The sequence below is a fragment of the Halobacillus locisalis genome, from assembly GCF_013694105.1.
Taxonomy (GTDB): Bacteria; Bacillota; Bacilli; order Bacillales; family Halobacillaceae; genus Halobacillus; species Halobacillus locisalis.
The window spans coordinates 510,703-528,278 of the sequence record NZ_JACEFG010000001.1; the positions used below are offsets into that span (position 1 = coordinate 510,703).

Consider the following 17,576-nt stretch of genomic DNA (forward strand, 5'->3'; position numbering starts at 1 on the left):
ATTTCTTTTCTAGTAAACGATTCGAGATGCTAGAACCATCATGGATGATAGTACACTCAGCCTGGCAGGGAAATGTCAGGCTTTTTGTATGTTTCCTTATAGATGACCATGAAGAATAAACAGAAGTAGATTTCGATTATTGGGTCTACTTTTGGTGTTTGCTTCATAGATTGATGGTAGACGTTTAAGAGAAAGGGTGGACTTCGATGCAGCAAGGCGTAAGAATTGCAAAACGGGATATCCAGAGCCACATGAACATCTTTGTGTTCATTTTCGTTCTTTTTATTATGGGAATGGTCTTCGGGGCAGTGATCGTGAACAGTATGAATTTTGTACAAAAACAGGATTTGTTCTTTTACTTAAAACAGTTCTTTGAACAATCCATCAATACGGGTGGAGTGGGGAAGGCCACGCTTTTTAAAGATAGCGTACTTTATCATATGAAATACATGCTTCTCTTGTTTTTATTGGGTATTTCAGTGATCGGGATGCCGATCATAACCGTATTGCTTTTCATAAAGGGGCTTGTTGTCGGATTTTCGGTCGGGTTTCTCGTCAACCAAATGGGGTGGTACGGGCTACTGATTTCATCGGCTTCCATCGCGCCTCAAAACATCATCATTATTCCCGTCTATTTGATTGCAGGGTCTCTCGCCCTTATTTTTTCGTTGACGCTGTGCAAACAATTGTTCATCAAGCGTGTCCACCAACCTATTTTGCAGGGACTGGTTCGATATAGCATCCTGTTTGGTCTTCTTCTTTTGATTTTAACAGTATCATCAGCCGTAGAAGTATTTTTCTCTAATACGATTTTAGAATATGTGTTAAGATGGATATATGAATAGCAAATTGATGATAATCATTTTCAGATAATAATCATTTTTAGATGATAGATTATAATGATTATAATTTGACACTCGTTTTGTCTCTGCTTATAATGTAAGTGGAATTGCGAGGGAGGGGACGAACCGATGGAACATCGTATTGATCGAATTAAGAAACAACTCCATTCTCAGAGTTATAAGTTAACACCACAACGAGAAGCCACTGTACGTGTGCTCTTAGAAAATGAAACGGATCATTTGAGCGCTGAAGATGTGTACCTCCTCGTAAAAGAGAAAGCGCCTGAAATAGGATTAGCTACTGTTTACCGTACATTAGAATTACTATCTGAACTAAAAGTTGTAGACAAGATAAACTTCGGGGATGGTGTTTCCCGCTATGACCTTCGCAAAGAAGGCGCAGAACACTTCCACCACCATCTGGTCTGCATCGAGTGTGGATCAGTAGAAGAAATCGAAGAAGATTTGCTGGGTGATGTCGAAAAAATTGTGGAAGGCCAGTGGGGATTTCAAGTAAAAGACCATCGTTTAACCTTCCATGGAGTATGCCGTGTCTGCCAGACCCAAGCTGTAGCGGCTTCTGCGAATGAATCCAACTCATAGGAATGAACAGCTGCTATGTACACCATAGTGGCTTTTATTTTTCGTCTACATAGAGCGCTTGCAAAAAATGATGAAAATGATTTACAAACCAAAAAAAATCGTGTAGGTTAAACGTAGACAACAGGTTTTATGTATAGTTAGACCTGTTTTGGGCATATCCTTTTACAAAAGCATGGTAAAAGGGGAGGCTACAAGTGAGTAATCTTCGTGCTCATCTACAAGACTTAACAAAAGTAATCATTGTATTTACAATTTGTACGTGTGTATTCTACTTTGCTTTGCGCATGGTACATGAAGAGTATGAGAGGCAGCATCGATACGACCCACCCAGAGGGACGGCAATTAAGGTCTACCAGCCGGTTGAACTCGATTGGATGGATCGTTTATCGGTATTTTTCCGATTAGGAGAGTAGATCGACGATGAAAGATGCACTAGAAGATTTTTTCCATTACCTCACAGTCGAACGGGGACTATCTCCGAATACCATTCAATCGTACAAGCGTGATTTGACGCAGTATCAGACATTTATGCAAAAAGAATCCGATATACAAACATGGGATGAGGTTACGCGTACGCATATCATGCAATTCATGTATGCATTGAATGACCGGGGACGCTCAACGGCTACAATCGCCAGACTCCTTTCGTCTATCCGTCTCTATCATCAGTTTCTCGTCCGAGAGAAAGTAGCGAACCAAGACCCAAGTCTTCATATTGAAACGCCGAAGAAGGAACGGAAACTACCGAAGGTTCTTTCTTCAGAGGATGTAGACAAGCTGCTCAGCATATCTGCGAATGATCCTTTATCAGCGCGCAATAAAGCAATGCTAGAGATGCTTTACGCCACGGGATTACGTGTAAGTGAGCTGGTGTCGCTCAAAGTCAGTGACCTGCACTTGACGATGGGATTCGTTCGATGTCTTGGGAAGGGATCGAAAGAACGGATCATTCCATTAGGGGATATGGCTAAAGAAGCAGTTGAAGTCTATTTGAATCATGGTCGTTCAGCTTTAGTCAAACATAAATCGACGGACGAATTGTTTGTGAATCATCATGGCAACAAGCTGTCACGGCAAGGATTTTGGAAGATTCTGAAAGCGGTTGCTCGAGAAGTCAGGATTTCAAAAGAGTTGACACCGCATACGCTCCGTCATTCCTTTGCTACCCATCTATTAGAGAATGGAGCGGATTTAAGAGCCGTTCAAGAAATGTTGGGTCATGCGGATATATCCACGACTCAAATATATACACACGTCAGCAAAACGCGATTAAAAGATGTTTATCGCTCGTATCATCCCCGAGCGTAAGCACTTTTTTGTCTTTTGAGTTGTCTGACATCCTACAACTAAGGCCTAAGCGTAAAATTTGCGGAATATGGGAAGTTAACATATAGGAGGGATCGTTAATGAAATCATTTAACCGAGTATTTTTAATAGTTATGGACTCTGTAGGGATCGGTGAAGCTCCCGATGCTGAACAGTTCGGTGATAAAGGAGCGGATACACTAGGACACATCGCGGACCATATGGGTGGTCTGAACATGCCGCATATGGGATCGTTAGGATTAAGTAATATCCGTTCGATTAAAGGAATCGAAGCACCATCAGCACCGAAAGCACATTATACGACAATGAAAGAAGCCTCAAACGGAAAAGACACCATGACAGGTCATTGGGAAATCATGGGTCTGTATATCGACCAGCCATTCCGAACTTTCCCTGATGGATTTCCTGATGAACTATTGAATCAAATCAAAGAGAAGACCGGCCGCAACATCGTAGGGAATAAACCTGCATCCGGAACTGAAATTATAAAAGAACTTGGTGAGCATCATATGGAAACCGGAGATCTAATCATTTATACATCTGCCGATTCTGTTATGCAAATCGCTGCACATGAAGAAGTGATTCCACCAGAAGAACTTTTTGAAATCTGTGAATTTTGCCGTGAAATCACTCGTGATGAAAAGTACATGGTCGGTCGTGTAATCGCTCGTCCATTCATTGGTGAGCCTGGTGAGTTCGAACGTACGTCTAATCGTCATGACTATGCATTGAAGCCGTTTGGCCGAACAGTCATGAATGAGATGGCCGATCAAGACCTTGATGTCATCGCATTAGGGAAAATCTCTGATATCTATGATGGAGAAGGGGTTACCGAGGCGATTCGAACAAATGACAACATGGATGGTATGGATAAATTGGTTGAATCAATGGATCAAGATTTCAAAGGCTTGAACTTCTTGAACCTTGTCGACTTCGATGCGAAGTACGGTCATCGTCGTGACCCACAAGGCTATGGAGAAGCGCTTGAGGCTTATGATAAGCGCCTTCCTGAAGTGTTGGACAAGCTTAAAGATGACGACTTACTGATTATCACAGCAGACCATGGTAATGACCCTGTTCACCACGGTACAGATCATACACGTGAATTAGTACCGCTTGTGGTTTACTACAATGGTATTGAGAAAGGGACAGAATTGGAACAGCGTCAAACATTTGCGGATATCGGTGCAACAATTGCTGAGAACTTTTCGATTAAAATGCCTGAACACGGACAAAGCTTTCTAAAAGACATTCAATAGGGGTGGAGAACATGTATCAATTACACGTAAAAGAAGCAGCTGATCATATTCAAAATCAACTTCAGGTTGAGCCGACTGTTGGCTTAATCCTCGGATCGGGTCTTGGAGTACTAGCAGAAGAGATCGAAAATCCGATGACGATCGCTTACGGTGACATTCCTCACTTTCCGGAATCTACTGTATCCGGTCATAAAGGTCAATTAGTAATTGGAGAATTAGAAGGACGTCAAGTTATCGCCATGCAAGGCCGCTTCCATTATTATGAAGGGTATGACATGCAACAGGTTACATTTCCTGTCCTTGTCATGAAAGAGCTTGGTGTTGAGACCCTATTTGTAACGAACGCAGCTGGTGGAGTGAACGAAAGCTTCGAACCAGGAAACTTGATGATCATTACAGATCACATTAACAATATGGGGGACAGTCCATTGATCGGGCCGAACGATGATAAGCTAGGTGCCCGTTTCCCTGACATGTCTGAGGCATATGACCGTGACTTGATCACGCACGCCAAAAACAGTGCGGAGCGTTTGAACCTGAAAGTACAACAGGGAGTCTATGTTGGAAATACAGGTCCAGCCTATGAAACAGGAGCCGAAGTACGCATGATCCGTACACTTGGTGGAGACGCCGTTGGAATGTCCACCGTTCCTGAGGTTATGGTAGCGAATCATGCAGGAATGAGAGTGCTTGGGATTTCTTGTATCTCAAACATGGCTGCGGGAATCCTTGACCAGCCTCTGACACATGATGAGGTCATCGAAACAACGACACAAGTTCGTGAAGATTTCTTAGGGTTTGTTAAAGAGTTGCTAAAAACTTTGCCAGCATAAAACATAGGAATGGTTATTTGATTCAATTATCGGATATGAATGCTTGCCCACCATTTACACGTCAACGTTATGAGGGTGCTGCGCGTTAAATCCGGATTAAAAAGTAAAGGGTGATAGATATGAGAATGTACGACATCATCGTCAAAAAGAGAGACGGCGGGCAGTTAACGAAACAAGAGATAGAATTTTTTGTAGAAGGTTATACCAAAGGAGAAATTCCTGACTACCAAGCATCTGCGTTAACGATGGCGATTTATTTCCAGGGTATGACGCCTGAGGAAACAGCCACACTGACTCAAGCTATGGTTGATTCGGGAGAAACCATTGACCTTTCAGGTATCAATGGTCACAAAGTGGATAAGCACTCGACTGGTGGTGTGGGTGACAAAGTCACGTTCATCGTAGGACCACTTGTGGCATCCGTTGGTGTTCCTGTTGCTAAAATGTCAGGACGTGGCCTTGGTCACACTGGTGGTACACTCGATAAGCTAGAGTCTGTAAAAGGCTTGGAAATTGAAATGACAAAAGAGAAGTTCATCGAGAACGTAAACACTCATAAGCTTGCCGTTGCAGGACAAACCGGCAATTTGGCCCCAGCAGACAAGAAGCTCTACGCGCTGCGTGATGTTACAGGAACGGTTGACTCTCTTCCTTTGATTGCAGGCTCGATTATGAGTAAGAAATTGGCTTCTGGTGCAGATAGTATCGTGCTTGATGTCAAAACAGGATCCGGTGCTTTCATGAAGACTTTAGAGGATTCTGAGAACTTGGCAAGAGAAATGGTCAATATCGGAAATAACTTGGGGCGAAACACGGTTGCTGTCATCAGCGACATGAACCAACCTCTTGGTTATGAAGTTGGAAACGCCAACGAAATTCGAGAAGCGGCTGAGATCCTTCAAGGTAGTAATGTTGAAGACTTGCGTACATTGTCGCTCGAGATCGCTTCTCACATGACAGTTCTTGCAGAAGTGTTTGAGTCTTACGATGAGGCCTACAAAGCGCTGGAGGCAAACATCGAAAATGGTAAAGCGTTCAACTCTCTGCGTACATTGATTGAAGCGCAAGGTGGGGACGTTTCTATGATTGATGATTTAGATAAATTGCCTAAAGCGAAGCACGATATCGAAGTGACAGCTGACAAGGGTGGTTTCGTATCAGCTATTGATGCTGAATCAATTGGAATTGCTGCGATGTACCTGGGTGCCGGTCGTGCAACCAAAGACGACGAAATCAACCACGGTGTCGGGATTACACTGAAGAAGAAAATCGGTGACCCTGTTGAAGCAGGAGAAGCACTTGTTGTCCTTCATAGTGATGACGAAAACCCGACAGCGTCTGTTGATAAGGTGAAAGAAGCGTATTCTATTTCTGACAACCAAGTTGAAAAACCGACGTTAATTCACAATATTATCAAGTAATGCTGTAACCCCGAAGCGCCTCGCTTCGGGGTTTTTTTGTTGCGTACAGAATTTGATCATAATTCGGAAATTTCCCGAAGCGAATCGTACATCTGATCAACAATATCAGACTTTCATATGCTCAATTCGGACAAGCGATCTTCTAAATCAGACATTCCCCTCTAATTCGGACATGAGATGTATTTTATTGGACATTTACTCTGTCTATTCAATCAGCCACCACCCCCTTCCTATTACTAATAGTAGTTGGAACAAAGACTGCTTTTACGATTGATGGCTCATTTTTGCATAGAAGACTTTCCTTTGGGAAAAATAGGGACACTTACAGCAAAATGGAGGTCTTACCTATGCGAAATTTCATCAGCACGATTGTAATAGCTAGTTTGCTTCTGACTCTCTTCCCCGTAACCACTGTCTTCGGTGAAGAGAAAGACGAACTCATTGACTCATCAAAGTCGGCCATCTTATTAGAGAAAAATAGCGGAATGACATTGTATGAAAAAGACGCCGATCAAAAACTTCCTCCAGCCAGTATGACTAAAATCATGACCCTGCTATTAATCATGGAGGCGCTTGAAAAAGAAACGATTACGTTGGATGAGAAGGTGCGTATAAGTGAACATGCTGCATCAATGGGCGGTTCACAAATCTTCCTCGAGGCAGGAGAGGAAATGAAGGTAGAGGACTTATTGAAAGGGATCGCGGTTGCATCTGGAAATGATGCAAGTGTCGCCATGGCAGAACGGATTGAAGGCACAGAGAAGGCTTTTGTGAAAGCCATGAACAAAAAAGCGAAGGACTTGGGTTTAACTGATACACATTTTGAAAACCCGACTGGCTTACCGGCTGAAAATCACTACAGCACAGCGCATGATATGGCTGTGATGGCTAGGGAGCTATTGCTACATGATGAAGTGACCAAGTACACGAAGATATACGATGATTATTTACGGAAAGGCGAGAAGAATGAGTTCTGGCTGGTCAATACGAATAAATTGATTAAATCATATCCTGGAATGGATGGCCTGAAAACAGGCTTTACTCAAGAAGCGAAGTATTGTTTGACCGCTTCTGCAAAACGTGATGACTTGCATATGATCGCCGTTGTTATGGGAGCCAAGACACCAAAGGAACGGAATGCGGATGTCACAAGCCTGCTTGACTATGGGTTTGGACAGTATGAGGGTGTGAAACTGCATGACAAGGATGATTCGTTAGAAACGCTTAACATTACGCGTGGTGAACCGAGAGAGGTTGAACTTTCTCCAGAAAAAGATGTCGTCATTCTTAAGAAAAAGAACGAGAAAAAAGGTCAATATGAGACAAGTATTGAAGTGACAAAATCCTCTGATTTACCAATCGAACAAGGTGCTCATATGGGATGGGTGAAAGTGACACATAACGGAGAAGAAATAGCCAAAGTTCGTTTAGAATCCAAGGAAACAGTGGATCGTGCTCATTTCGGTACCCTGTGGCAACGCGCGTGGAGAAATTTGACGAGCTTTCAAAGGTTTTAGCATATAACCACTAGTATTGTTTTCGAGCAGGAAAAGGCAGGATAAAATACGAAAGACTTTAGTGACTCTTATTTAGATCGAGGAGGGAAACTAATGAGTCTTCATGTAGATTTTATTGTTAAAGAAAATGTTCTGCTTGTTCGATTAGAAGGCGAACTAGACCATCATGAGGCGAGCCGACTTCGAGAAGCGTGGCAGCAAGAGCTTGCGAACAACGATGTCGGACATGTAATCGTTAATTTAGAAAAACTCACCTTTATGGATAGTTCAGGCCTTGGAGTAATGCTAGGTCGATATAAAGAAGTGCAGGCTTCTGGAAGTGAAATGGTCATTTGCTCGATTTCCCCAGAGGTCCGGAGATTATTCGATTTATCAGGGATGTTCAAAATCGTCAAGCTCGTTGATAATGAAACCTTTGCTTTGGAAATGTTGGGGGTGGCTTCATGAGAAACGAGATGACGATTGAGTTCTTGAGTATCAGTCAGAACGAGTCTCTTGCTCGCGTAGCTGTTGCGTCTTTCATCAGTCAAGTCAATCCGACAATGGAGGAGTTGACTGATATTAAGACGGTTGTATCAGAAGCTGTGACGAATGCGATCATCCATGGGTACGAAGAGAAAGCAGATCAAAAAGTACGCTTGTCATGCTCTATTGATGGTGAATCCATTGAAATCACGATTCAGGATGAAGGCAACGGGATTGAAAATGTAGATATGGCTCGTGAACCTTTGTACACTTCGAAACCGGAATGGGAACGCTCTGGCATGGGATTCACCATCATGGAGAATTTCATGGACCATGTCGAGATTACGTCAGAGCCTGGTGAAGGGACAACTGTTCATATGAAAAAGCAGTTGACCTCCACCAAGGCTCTGTGTAATTGAGGTCCATCTATGGGAGATACAACAAAAGAACGGCTCAGTGACCGTGATGTGAAAGCCCTTATCAAAAAAAGTCAAGACGGTGATCAAGGTGCGAGGGATTTCTTAGTGGAAAACAATACCCGACTCGTCTGGTCTGTCGTTCAGCGGTATTTAAGACGCGGGTATGATCAAGATGATTTATATCAAATTGGGTGCATTGGGTTGTTGAAGTCCATCGACAAATTCGACCTCAGCTACGATGTGCGTTTTTCCACCTATGCTGTGCCGATGATTATTGGGGAGATTCAACGATTCATACGCGATGATGGCAGTGTGAAGGTGAGCCGGAGCTTGAAAGAATTGAATCATAAAATTCGTGGGAAGAAAGAAGAGTTACTGAAGGAATATGGCCGTTCCCCAACGGTGAATGAGTTGGCGGATGCACTCGACTTAACTCCTGAAGAGGTCGTCCAGGCGGAGGAAGTTGGACGACCCCCTCAATCGATTCATGAGACCGTATACGAGAATGAAGGCGATCCTATTACACTCGGTGATCAAATTGCAGAGAAAGATGATGGGTGGTTTGATCATCTTACATTACGAGATGTTATGGAGAAATTGGACAAAAGAGAACGTCTAATCATTTATCTTCGTTATTACAAAGACCAAACACAAACGGAAGTGGCGGAACGGTTAGGCATTTCACAAGTCCAGGTATCTCGACTTGAGAAGAAGATTTTAGCGGATATGAAAGAAACGATGAATGATACAAGTTGAAGCTGAGCTCTTAGGAGCTCAGCTTTTTTTATGTGATTTCGCATGAATTTTACTTGCTCACACATAATAAGTGCATGAAAAACTTGCAGGGGAGGGCAACGTGATGGCAACTCCTGTGTATATCAGAATGAAGCAATCGTTTTATGTTCCGCCTCTTTCGACTGTACGTCTTGGACAAATCGCTAAAATAACAGGTCCGAGAAGGTATATGCCAAACCTAAACTCACTTATTTTGCATCAAGTATGTCCAGAGGATCGGAATATCGTCATCATCGATGGTGTCTCTGTCATCCATGAGGTTATACAGAAGTACCCACATTTAGATGTTGAGCTGATTGGACCGAATCAATGCGTCTTGCATGTGGAAAAACAGAGAAAAAAACCGTCGCTTCTCATCATTTCTGCGATTTGGTTATTGTTGTTTATCGGCGCTGCGATGGCGATCATGAACTTCCACTTTGATGTGAGCATGCTAGAAGTGCAGCAGAAACTGCACTACATGTTGACCGGTGAGGAGTCAGAGCACCCTCTCTGGATACAGGTCCCGTATTCGATTGGTCTTGGCGTTGGAATGATTCTGTTTTTCAATCATTGGTTTCAAAAGCGATTTAATGAAGAGCCTAGCCCTATGGAAGTGGAGATATTCAAATATCAAGAAGATTTGGATCACTATGTCGCTATAAATGAAAACAAGGCGGAAAACAAGCATGTGGATGATTGAAATATTAATTGGTCTAGCATCCGGATTGGCTGTAGGGACTGGTTTCGTAGCATTTTTGACCGTATTAGGTATCGTCCCTCGCCTTATGCAGCTGAGCCGCACCGAATCGAAGTTAAGGGTTTATGAATCAGCGATTATACTGGGCGTCTTCTGTGGAATTTATTTATCCTTTGGAGATACCAGTATCGAAATAACAATTGTCGGGTTAGTTGTATGGGGCCTACTTCACGGTATTTTTATAGGTATGCTTGCGGCCGCTTTGACAGAAGTACTGAATGTGTTTCCTCTATTGTTCAAGCGCGTAGGGATTGATGGCTTTTTAATTCCGTTAGTCATGGCGCTGGTCTTAGGCAAGATTGCAGGATCGCTCTTTCAATGGGTGCTCTTCTGGCGGTGATTGAACAACGGGGTAACACAACAATCAACAGGAGGAAAAGGCTATGGATGAAAAAATGAACGAAAAAAACTTTGAACAGACGAGCAAGAAGTATCAACCCAAACCTCCTTATGTAATGAACTGTGTAAAAGCATTTATTATCGGGGGGCTGATCTGCGTATTCGGTGAACTTCTAACAGAGATGTATATCCACTGGTTCGATTTTAGTGAAGAAGAAGCCGGAAATCCGACGGTTGCCACTTTGATCTTACTAGCTGCACTTGCGACAGGATTTGGGTTCTATGACAAACTCGGCCAATTTGCTGGCGCCGGGTCTGCGGTTCCCGTTACAGGTTTCGCCAATTCTGTCACTTCTGCTGCTCTTGAATATAAAAGCGAAGGGTATGTGCTGGGTGTAGCATCGAACCTGTTTAAGCTAGCCGGATCGGTGATTGTTTTCGGCGTTGTATCCGCGTACGTATTAGGGATTATACGCTATGTTTGGCAGCTTATTTTCTAGGAGGAATCATCATGACAAAGACTGGAAAGCAAACGTGGTCATTTGAAAATCCTGTCTACATTCAGGCCTCTGCGACTTCGGTTGGCCCTTTAGAAGGAAAAGGACCGTTAAAAGATCATTTTGATCGTATTTTCGATGAACTTCATTGTGGAGAGGACAACTGGGAATTGGCTGAACGAGCGCTTATGATGGAATCTGTTCATGCTTGTCTCCAAAAAGCGGGGGTTGACGAGTCCGCGATCGACCTGTTTCTAGCTGGTGATTTATTAAATCAAAACGTGACAGGAAACTACGTGGCGCGTCAATTAGGCATCCCGATGCTTGGGATGTTCGGGGCTTGTTCAACAAGTATGGAAACACTAGCAACAGGGGCAGCACTTGTATCAGGAGGTTTTGTCAAACAGGCGATGGTAGCCGTCAGTTCTCATAACGCAACAGCGGAAAGACAGTTTCGTTATCCGACGGAGTACGGGGGACAGAAGCCGAAAACAGCCACTTATACGGTAACGGGAAGCGGTTCGGCTTTATTGTCGTCCACCCCTTCAGCTGTAAAAGTAGAAGCGGCGACAATCGGGAAAGTCATGGATTACAAACTGAAGGACCCTTTTGACCTGGGTTCTGCTATGGCCCCAGCTGCGTGGAGTACGATTAAGACGCACCTCGAAGATATGGGGCGTGTCCCGGAGGATTATGACTTGATTGCAACAGGGGACTTATCAGCCGTTGGAACCCCCATATTACGGGATTTATTAAAACAGGATGGATTAGACGTTTCTGAGGTTCACGATGATTGTGGGCTGATGGTCTATCATAGTGATCAGCCCGTATTCAGCGGAGGCAGTGGATGTGCGTGCTCAGCTGTTGTGACGTACGGAAAATTGATCGATGAGTTAAAAAATGGAACGTATAAACGCATACTCGTCGTTGCAACGGGAGCCTTGATGAGTCCGACCATGATTCAACAAAAAGAAACGATTCCTGGGATTGCGCATGCTGTTGTGTTAGCAAAGGGGGAGGAATCATGAACTTCGTTTGGGCGTTTGTCGTAGGTGGTGGTATTTGTATCATCGGTCAGTTGTTATTGGATGTTGCCAAGCTGACACCTGCACATGTAATGAGTTCATTCGTGGTAGCTGGTGCCGTCCTTGATGTATTTGATTTATATGATAAATTGATTGACTTTGCCGGAGCTGGAGCTACTGTTCCGATTACAAGTTTCGGTCACTCGCTCTTACATGGGGCGATGGAGCAAGCTGATGAGCATGGAATCATTGGTATTGCAATCGGAATATTCGAGTTGACATCGGCAGGTATTGCTTCTGCCATCTTGTTCGGTTTCTTAGTAGCTGTAATCTTTAAACCGAGAGGCTAAAAAGGCATAGAGGAGTGAGACGGATGCCTACGGATACGAATACACCCATAGTGATGAAATTGGACCAAAACCGACGATTCATGCAAGATCGAATTGGTGTCGATCAATCATTCGACATCGGTTTTCGCACGCTTCATATTCTAGATAAAGAAGTAAATGTGTACTATGTAACGGGATTGTGTGAGACACCGATCATTGTCGAGCTCATGCGTCAACTATTTGAAATAGGTACAGAAACGAATGAAAAGAAAACCGTTTTCCAACGTATTAAGAATGACATCCCTCATCAGCAAGTAGAAGCTGTAGATTCTATGGAAACTTGCATCACTCAATTACTGTCAGGACTCATCGTCATCTTTATTGATGGGGAAACGGAAGCACTAATCGTCGATGTGCGTTCTTATCCTGGAAGAACTCCTGAAGAACCAGATACCGAAAAAGTCATTCGTGGATCACGTGATGGCTATACAGAAAACATCATAGAGAACACAGCACTCACAAGGCGGAGGATAAGGGACGAGCGTTTGCGTAATGAGATTATGCAGGTGGGTGAGCGGTCGAAGACAGATATTTGTATTTCGTATATTCAAGATGTTGCGGACCCCGGACTAGTAGAGCGTCTAAAAAAAGAAATACAGAGTATTGATGTCGATGGATTATCGATGGCCGACAAGACGCTGGAAGAGTATATTGTTCATCAGGGGTACACACCTTTTCCACTCGTCAGGTACACAGAACGACCTGATGTGGCGGCCTCCCATTTGTTTGAAGGTCATGTCATCGTTATGGTCGATACATCACCAAGTGTCATCATTACACCAACGACTTATTTCCACCATGTGCAACATGCAGAGGAATTCAGACAGTCTCCTATTGTAGGAACCTTTGTACGTTGGGTCCGCTTTTTTGGAATCCTATCATCTGTGTTCTTGCTTCCTTTATGGATACTGTTTGTTATGCAACCCGACTTGTTGCCTGAAGCGTTATCTTTCATCGGACCGAATGAAGAAAGTACCATACCGGTTGTCATACAAATCCTGATCGCTGATCTCGGACTTGAAATGCTGAGGATTGCTGCGATACACACCCCAACTCCATTATCGACCGCAATGGGACTTATTGCTGCCGTGTTGATTGGGCAAATCGCGATTGACGTGGGGATGTTCGTGCCGGAAGTCATTTTGTATGTAGCGGTTAGCGCGATCGGATCCTACGCAACACCTAGTTATGAACTCTCTATCGCGAATAAAATGTCGAGGGTTACTCTCGTCATACTTGTCGCCATTTTGGGTGTGAAAGGATTCATGATCGGAATGGCGTTCTATATTCTATTGCTGGCACGTATAAGATCTCTGAATACCCCATATTTGTGGCCGTTTTTACCGTTTAATGCAAAGGCTGCTTCTCAAATCGTATTAAGGATGTCCATGCCGATGTTGAAAGTCAGACCGAGTATTACCAATCCTCAGAATAATCAAAGGCAAAAATAATCGTATTGCCCGTCCTTTAGCAATGTGATAAATTAAAACAAATGATGGAATGTTCCTTTTATTCTTAAAGGAACATTTTCTTTTAACTGTGGAATCAGAAAATTATGGATGTAGAATATCGGTCGTTCAAGATCGAGGATGATGGATAGATGCTAGGTTAATTTCAGAAAGGGCGGGGAGAGGTCATGAGAAATAAAAGCGTTAATGAGAAGGGACAGTTGCTAATTGGAGGTGTTCCTGCCAAACACCTAGCTGAACATTATGGAACGCCATTATACGTTTATGATGTCAGTCAAATCCGCGCCAATGCTCGTGCCTTTGTACGCACGTTCGAAGAGTATGGGGTGGAGGCGCAGGTAGCCTATGCCAGTAAGGCGTTTTCTTCGGTTGCCATGGTTCAAGTAGCCCATCAAGAAGGGTTGAGCTTAGATGTCGTATCTGAAGGGGAATTACATACGGCTTTAGAGGCGGGTTTTCCGGTCGAGAAAATTCATATGCACGGAAATAACAAAAGTATTCGGGAACTTGAAATGGCGGTTGAACATAACATCGGTTGTATCGTCGTCGATAACTTCTATGAAATCGAGCTTTTGACATACATTCTAAGAGAGAAAAACAAAACGATGGATGTACTGATGCGGGTCACCCCCGGAATTGAAGCACACACACATGATTATATCTTGACAGGCCAAGAGGATTCGAAGTTTGGTTTCGATTTATCGAGCGGTCAGGCGGAAGAAGCATTTTTGAAAATGCAGGATCATGAGTTAATCAATGTCATGGGACTTCATTGTCATATCGGGTCCCAAATATTCGAAACACAAGGCTTCGAAATGGCGGTACAAAAGCTTTTTGCAACGCTTGAAGAGTGGAGAGAGAGATTCGACTACACGGCAGGCGTTTTGAATTTAGGCGGAGGTTTCGGCATTCAATACACGAGTGAGGACGATCCGCTAGAATTGAATGACTATGCCCATGCACTGATCAAAGAGGTAAAGAGGTTGTCCTCTGCTGCAAGTTATCCTGTCCCGGAAATTTGGATCGAGCCTGGCCGTTCCATAGTAGGGGAAGCGGGTACGACGCTCTACACCGTTGGTTCGATTAAACACATTCCAGATGTGAGGACCTACGTGTCAGTTGATGGCGGCATGACAGATAATATTAGACCTGCGTTATACGGTGCAAAATATGAAGCGGTTCTTCCTAATAAAATGCACGAGGGAATCGATGAAACCTATTCAATTGCTGGCAAGTGCTGTGAATCAGGAGATATGCTAATATGGGATGTGGCGCTTCCAAAAGTTGAGCATGAAGATTTACTTGCGATTTTCTCTACAGGGGCGTATGGTTATGCTATGGCAAACCATTACAACCGTTTTCAAAAAGCGGCTGTCGTTTTTGTCGAAGAAGGATCGCACCAACTTGTCGTGCGTAGAGAAGCGTATCAAGAAATGACACGACTAGATGTATCATATGAGCACAGAGAGGGGTAATACAAATGAAACAAGCTACAATTGATTTTGAAAATGGAGAACAAATGGTGGTTGAACTTTACGATGAAGCAGCACCAAATACAGTTGCAAACTTTGAAAAGTTAGCAAACACGGAATTTTACGATGGACTAACGTTCCACCGTGTAATTCCCGATTTCGTCATACAAGGTGGCTGCCCAGATGGGACAGGCGCCGGCGGACCTGGATATACAATTAAATGTGAAACAGAGGGTAACCCCCACAAACATGAACGCGGTACGCTCTCTATGGCGCATGCAGGTAAAGATACAGGCGGAAGCCAATTCTTCGTTTGTCATTCACCGCAGCCTCACCTAGACGGCAGACACACCGTTTTCGGTAAAGTGGTTGAAGGGGTAGATACAGTCGACCGCGTCCGCATGGGTGACGTCATGCAAAAAGTGAGAGTTCAAGACAAAGCTTAAGTAAAGGTCATGATCGATCGTTTACTTATCCTTATTTTTTGGACCGCGCCCCTTAGTCTTTTGATTCATGAATGGGGTCATGTCCTTCCAGCTTTATGGTCTCGTGCAGACCAATCGGAAATAACGATTGGTTCTGGTAAACGTCTTTTTTCGATTACCGTGAAGCGTGTCCGTATTCACTTTCATATAATTTTCTTTCATGGAGCGCACTCATTGAATGAAAAGCGCATACAATTTTCTAAAGTAGAAAAAGCATGTGTAAGCTTAGGTGGGCCGCTCCTGAATGGGATCGTTGCGGCAACCATTTTATTGGGGCCCTGGAATCAACTGTCAAGTCATGCCCTATGGTTTGGTTGGTTCAATGCCTATCTAGCGATCGTCAACTGTCTCCCGTTTCAATTGAAAGAAAGAAAGTCTGATGGGTATCGTTTCTTTGAAGCCTTTCGTTCGTAACGGGTTGATTTCAGAGCAGTCATCCGCTATTCTATTAGCTAGGTGTTTAACCACCCATGACGGGGGACTGTAGATGAAAAAGAAAAATTGGACACTATTCGCGATTCTGCTTATTATAAGCCTCGCTTGGGGCACATATACCTACTTCGGGATATTGATGAAATAAGTGAATGAAGTGGATGGACAATGAAGGGAAAAGGAGAAGATGGGAATGACCATCTTCACTTTTCATAATTGAGGGGTTATTATGTTAATTCGATATAAGAAATCATTTGAAAAGATTGCCATGGGACTCTTATCTTTCATGCCGGAAGTATCGGACGTCAAGATGCTTCAAGAAATCATTAGAGAATATGATTCAAATGATCAGTGGAATCTATTTCTTTGGAAAGATGAAGATATCTTAGGTGCTGTCGGTGTTCGCATCGATGGTGACGAGGTCGTGGTCCAACATGTGTCTGTGAATCCTTCCCACAGGAATATGGGAATTGGGAAGAAGATGATTGAGCGTGTTACAGATCTTTTTGAAGACTATGACGTGTGTGCAGACGTGGCAACGGAATCTTTCATTGAGAAATGTGGGACCGGACGTCCGTCATCACAACTATAAAAAAAGGAGGTGTCTAACTAAGGACACCTCCTTTTTTTCATGGTAGAAAATCATGAGACACGATACGCTGATCAAATCAGCATGTGATATTTGCTCGTGCGTTGGGTTTTTGCTCTAACGGTTCCTTAAACGGTGTTTATCTATCAAGGCCTCGTCCATCGGGCTAGGTTGATTGAAAGGGACCCTCCACGAAACGCATTGGGTTCTGACCTTACGTAGCAATTGGGGATCTGTGATGGGGAGTTGGATACTTTGATAAGGCTTGGAATTGGACAGTAGCTTCAATTCACATCTGATGAGTTCTTTCATTTCAAACTTATCTAGCCCGACAGAAGGTAGTAGGTGGCCGTGACGTTCTACATAGACTTGGCTGCGCTTCATCAATTTTTCGGCCCCTCTAAAGTTTCCGCGCCTATGATGATAAAAACCGACGGCTACTTGAATGAGAAAGACCCAAACAGACTCTCGATTTTTTAGGTCGTTATCTTTCCAATATTCTTCCAAAACTTCATGACATTCAAAATAGTCGCGCGTTCCATGAAAATGCGCCAGAAATTCGATATAATGAGTAGGATACATACTTTCCCTCCAGTCACGCTCTACACTATTGTACCGAATCACGTGATGGAGGGGCAAATGAAATAGAGGATTAACGAC

22 protein-coding genes are annotated in these 17,576 nt (G+C 43.5%); 21 read left to right on the forward strand and 1 reads right to left on the reverse strand.

The annotated features are described in order from the left end of the window. Positions 1 to 206: 206 nt before the first annotated feature. The 21 genes from spoIIM (at position 207) to H0266_RS02790 (ending at position 16,919) form a co-directional block, all read left to right on the forward strand. Positions 207 to 845 (forward strand): stage II sporulation protein M, encoded by a 639-nt coding sequence (spoIIM, locus tag H0266_RS02690; RefSeq protein ID WP_181470834.1) that lies wholly within the window; start codon positions 207 to 209, stop codon positions 843 to 845. A 126-nt stretch (positions 846 to 971) separates the two neighbouring features. Further along, positions 972 to 1,445, forward strand: a complete 474-nt coding sequence (fur, locus tag H0266_RS02695; RefSeq protein WP_181470835.1) for a ferric iron uptake transcriptional regulator — start codon at positions 972 to 974, stop codon at positions 1,443 to 1,445. Between the two features lie 194 nt (positions 1,446 to 1,639). Further along, on the forward strand, positions 1,640 to 1,858 hold the full coding sequence (locus H0266_RS02700) for a DUF4227 family protein (protein ID WP_181470836.1): 219 nt from the start codon (positions 1,640 to 1,642) through the stop codon (positions 1,856 to 1,858). Between the two features lie 7 nt (positions 1,859 to 1,865). Then, positions 1,866 to 2,753, forward strand: coding sequence for a site-specific tyrosine recombinase XerD (gene xerD, locus H0266_RS02705; protein WP_181470837.1), 888 nt, complete (start codon positions 1,866 to 1,868; stop codon positions 2,751 to 2,753). A gap of 98 nt (positions 2,754 to 2,851) precedes the next feature. Then, positions 2,852 to 4,030 carry a phosphopentomutase gene (gene deoB / locus H0266_RS02710; protein ID WP_181470838.1) on the forward strand — a complete coding sequence of 393 codons (1,179 nt, stop codon included), beginning with the start codon at positions 2,852 to 2,854 and terminating at the stop codon, positions 4,028 to 4,030. A gap of 11 nt (positions 4,031 to 4,041) precedes the next feature. After that, positions 4,042 to 4,863, forward strand: coding sequence for a purine-nucleoside phosphorylase (locus tag H0266_RS02715; protein WP_181470839.1), 822 nt, complete (start codon positions 4,042 to 4,044; stop codon positions 4,861 to 4,863). Positions 4,864 to 4,982: 119 nt separating this feature from the next. Further along, positions 4,983 to 6,284, forward strand: a complete 1,302-nt coding sequence (locus tag H0266_RS02720; protein ID WP_181470840.1) for a pyrimidine-nucleoside phosphorylase — start codon at positions 4,983 to 4,985, stop codon at positions 6,282 to 6,284. 347 nt (positions 6,285 to 6,631) lie between these two features. Further along, the gene (locus H0266_RS02725) at positions 6,632 to 7,801 is read left to right on the forward strand and encodes a D-alanyl-D-alanine carboxypeptidase family protein (protein WP_181470841.1); all 1,170 of its coding nucleotides are present in this window, start codon (positions 6,632 to 6,634) and stop codon (positions 7,799 to 7,801) included. Positions 7,802 to 7,894: 93 nt separating this feature from the next. After that, a complete protein-coding gene (gene spoIIAA, locus H0266_RS02730; RefSeq protein WP_181470842.1) occupies positions 7,895 to 8,248 on the forward strand; it encodes an anti-sigma F factor antagonist in 354 nt (117 codons plus the stop codon). Beyond that, the gene (spoIIAB, locus tag H0266_RS02735; protein ID WP_181470843.1) at positions 8,245 to 8,685 is read left to right on the forward strand and encodes an anti-sigma F factor; all 441 of its coding nucleotides are present in this window, start codon (positions 8,245 to 8,247) and stop codon (positions 8,683 to 8,685) included. Before spoIIAA ends, spoIIAB begins: the two co-directional genes overlap by 4 nt. A 9-nt stretch (positions 8,686 to 8,694) precedes the next feature. Continuing rightward, on the forward strand, positions 8,695 to 9,441 hold the full coding sequence (gene sigF, locus H0266_RS02740; protein WP_181470844.1) for an RNA polymerase sporulation sigma factor SigF: 747 nt from the start codon (positions 8,695 to 8,697) through the stop codon (positions 9,439 to 9,441). Positions 9,442 to 9,544: 103 nt separating this feature from the next. After that, positions 9,545 to 10,162, forward strand: a complete 618-nt coding sequence (locus H0266_RS02745) for a stage V sporulation protein AA (protein ID WP_181470845.1) — start codon at positions 9,545 to 9,547, stop codon at positions 10,160 to 10,162. Beyond that, positions 10,149 to 10,559 (forward strand): stage V sporulation protein AB, encoded by a 411-nt coding sequence (locus H0266_RS02750; protein ID WP_281374204.1) that lies wholly within the window; start codon positions 10,149 to 10,151, stop codon positions 10,557 to 10,559. Before H0266_RS02745 ends, H0266_RS02750 begins: the two co-directional genes overlap by 14 nt. A gap of 43 nt (positions 10,560 to 10,602) precedes the next feature. Beyond that, positions 10,603 to 11,058, forward strand: a complete 456-nt coding sequence (gene spoVAC, locus H0266_RS02755) for a stage V sporulation protein AC (protein ID WP_181470847.1) — start codon at positions 10,603 to 10,605, stop codon at positions 11,056 to 11,058. An 11-nt stretch (positions 11,059 to 11,069) separates the two neighbouring features. Next, positions 11,070 to 12,083, forward strand: coding sequence for a stage V sporulation protein AD (spoVAD, locus tag H0266_RS02760; RefSeq protein ID WP_181470848.1), 1,014 nt, complete (start codon positions 11,070 to 11,072; stop codon positions 12,081 to 12,083). Next, positions 12,080 to 12,430, forward strand: a complete 351-nt coding sequence (spoVAE, locus tag H0266_RS02765) for a stage V sporulation protein AE (RefSeq protein WP_181470849.1) — start codon at positions 12,080 to 12,082, stop codon at positions 12,428 to 12,430. The genes spoVAD and spoVAE overlap by 4 nt, the downstream gene beginning before the upstream one ends. Before the next feature lie 23 nt (positions 12,431 to 12,453). Continuing rightward, positions 12,454 to 13,920: a spore germination protein gene (locus H0266_RS02770; RefSeq protein WP_181470850.1), complete on the forward strand. Its 1,467-nt coding sequence runs from the start codon at positions 12,454 to 12,456 to the stop codon at positions 13,918 to 13,920. A 185-nt stretch (positions 13,921 to 14,105) separates the two neighbouring features. Further along, positions 14,106 to 15,413: a diaminopimelate decarboxylase gene (gene lysA / locus H0266_RS02775; protein WP_181470851.1), complete on the forward strand. Its 1,308-nt coding sequence runs from the start codon at positions 14,106 to 14,108 to the stop codon at positions 15,411 to 15,413. Between the two features lie 5 nt (positions 15,414 to 15,418). Then, positions 15,419 to 15,856 carry a peptidylprolyl isomerase gene (locus H0266_RS02780; protein ID WP_181470852.1) on the forward strand — a complete coding sequence of 146 codons (438 nt, stop codon included), beginning with the start codon at positions 15,419 to 15,421 and terminating at the stop codon, positions 15,854 to 15,856. A 9-nt stretch (positions 15,857 to 15,865) separates the two neighbouring features. After that, entirely contained in the window at positions 15,866 to 16,309 is a 444-nt protein-coding gene (locus H0266_RS02785; RefSeq protein WP_181470853.1) for a site-2 protease family protein, read from the forward strand. A gap of 247 nt (positions 16,310 to 16,556) precedes the next feature. After that, complete coding sequence (locus H0266_RS02790) at positions 16,557 to 16,919, forward strand: GNAT family N-acetyltransferase (protein ID WP_181470854.1); 363 nt, start codon at positions 16,557 to 16,559, stop codon at positions 16,917 to 16,919. Positions 16,920 to 17,033: 114 nt separating this feature from the next. On the opposite strand, the gene H0266_RS02795 is transcribed toward H0266_RS02790, so the two are convergent. Next, the gene (locus tag H0266_RS02795; RefSeq protein ID WP_181470855.1) at positions 17,034 to 17,498 is read right to left on the reverse strand and encodes a DUF309 domain-containing protein; all 465 of its coding nucleotides are present in this window, start codon (positions 17,496 to 17,498) and stop codon (positions 17,034 to 17,036) included. Between the last annotated feature and the right edge of the window lie 78 nt (positions 17,499 to 17,576).

Excerpts from the sequence above, each read along its gene's own strand:
- fur (WP_181470835.1), top strand. The coding sequence starts at position 972 with ATGGAACATCGTATTGATCGAATTAAGAAACAACTCCATTCTCAGAGT.
- H0266_RS02720 (WP_181470840.1), top strand. The coding sequence starts at position 4,983 with ATGAGAATGTACGACATCATCGTCAAAAAGAGAGACGGCGGGCAGTTA.
- spoIIM (WP_181470834.1), top strand. The coding sequence starts at position 207 with ATGCAGCAAGGCGTAAGAATTGCAAAACGGGATATCCAGAGCCACATG.
- lysA (WP_181470851.1), top strand. The coding sequence starts at position 14,106 with ATGAGAAATAAAAGCGTTAATGAGAAGGGACAGTTGCTAATTGGAGGT.
- H0266_RS02715 (WP_181470839.1), top strand. The coding sequence starts at position 4,042 with ATGTATCAATTACACGTAAAAGAAGCAGCTGATCATATTCAAAATCAA.
- sigF (WP_181470844.1), top strand. The coding sequence starts at position 8,695 with ATGGGAGATACAACAAAAGAACGGCTCAGTGACCGTGATGTGAAAGCC.
- H0266_RS02770 (WP_181470850.1), top strand. The coding sequence starts at position 12,454 with ATGCCTACGGATACGAATACACCCATAGTGATGAAATTGGACCAAAAC.
- H0266_RS02750 (WP_281374204.1), top strand. The coding sequence starts at position 10,149 with ATGTGGATGATTGAAATATTAATTGGTCTAGCATCCGGATTGGCTGTA.
- H0266_RS02795 (WP_181470855.1), bottom strand. The coding sequence starts at position 17,498 with ATGTATCCTACTCATTATATCGAATTTCTGGCGCATTTTCATGGAACG.
- H0266_RS02725 (WP_181470841.1), top strand. The coding sequence starts at position 6,632 with ATGCGAAATTTCATCAGCACGATTGTAATAGCTAGTTTGCTTCTGACT.
- spoIIAB (WP_181470843.1), top strand. The coding sequence starts at position 8,245 with ATGAGAAACGAGATGACGATTGAGTTCTTGAGTATCAGTCAGAACGAG.
- spoVAD (WP_181470848.1), top strand. The coding sequence starts at position 11,070 with ATGACAAAGACTGGAAAGCAAACGTGGTCATTTGAAAATCCTGTCTAC.
- xerD (WP_181470837.1), top strand. The coding sequence starts at position 1,866 with ATGAAAGATGCACTAGAAGATTTTTTCCATTACCTCACAGTCGAACGG.
- H0266_RS02745 (WP_181470845.1), top strand. The coding sequence starts at position 9,545 with ATGGCAACTCCTGTGTATATCAGAATGAAGCAATCGTTTTATGTTCCG.
- H0266_RS02790 (WP_181470854.1), top strand. The coding sequence starts at position 16,557 with ATGTTAATTCGATATAAGAAATCATTTGAAAAGATTGCCATGGGACTC.
- spoVAE (WP_181470849.1), top strand. The coding sequence starts at position 12,080 with ATGAACTTCGTTTGGGCGTTTGTCGTAGGTGGTGGTATTTGTATCATC.
- H0266_RS02780 (WP_181470852.1), top strand. The coding sequence starts at position 15,419 with ATGAAACAAGCTACAATTGATTTTGAAAATGGAGAACAAATGGTGGTT.
- deoB (WP_181470838.1), top strand. The coding sequence starts at position 2,852 with ATGAAATCATTTAACCGAGTATTTTTAATAGTTATGGACTCTGTAGGG.
- H0266_RS02785 (WP_181470853.1), top strand. The coding sequence starts at position 15,866 with ATGATCGATCGTTTACTTATCCTTATTTTTTGGACCGCGCCCCTTAGT.
- spoVAC (WP_181470847.1), top strand. The coding sequence starts at position 10,603 with ATGGATGAAAAAATGAACGAAAAAAACTTTGAACAGACGAGCAAGAAG.
- spoIIAA (WP_181470842.1), top strand. The coding sequence starts at position 7,895 with ATGAGTCTTCATGTAGATTTTATTGTTAAAGAAAATGTTCTGCTTGTT.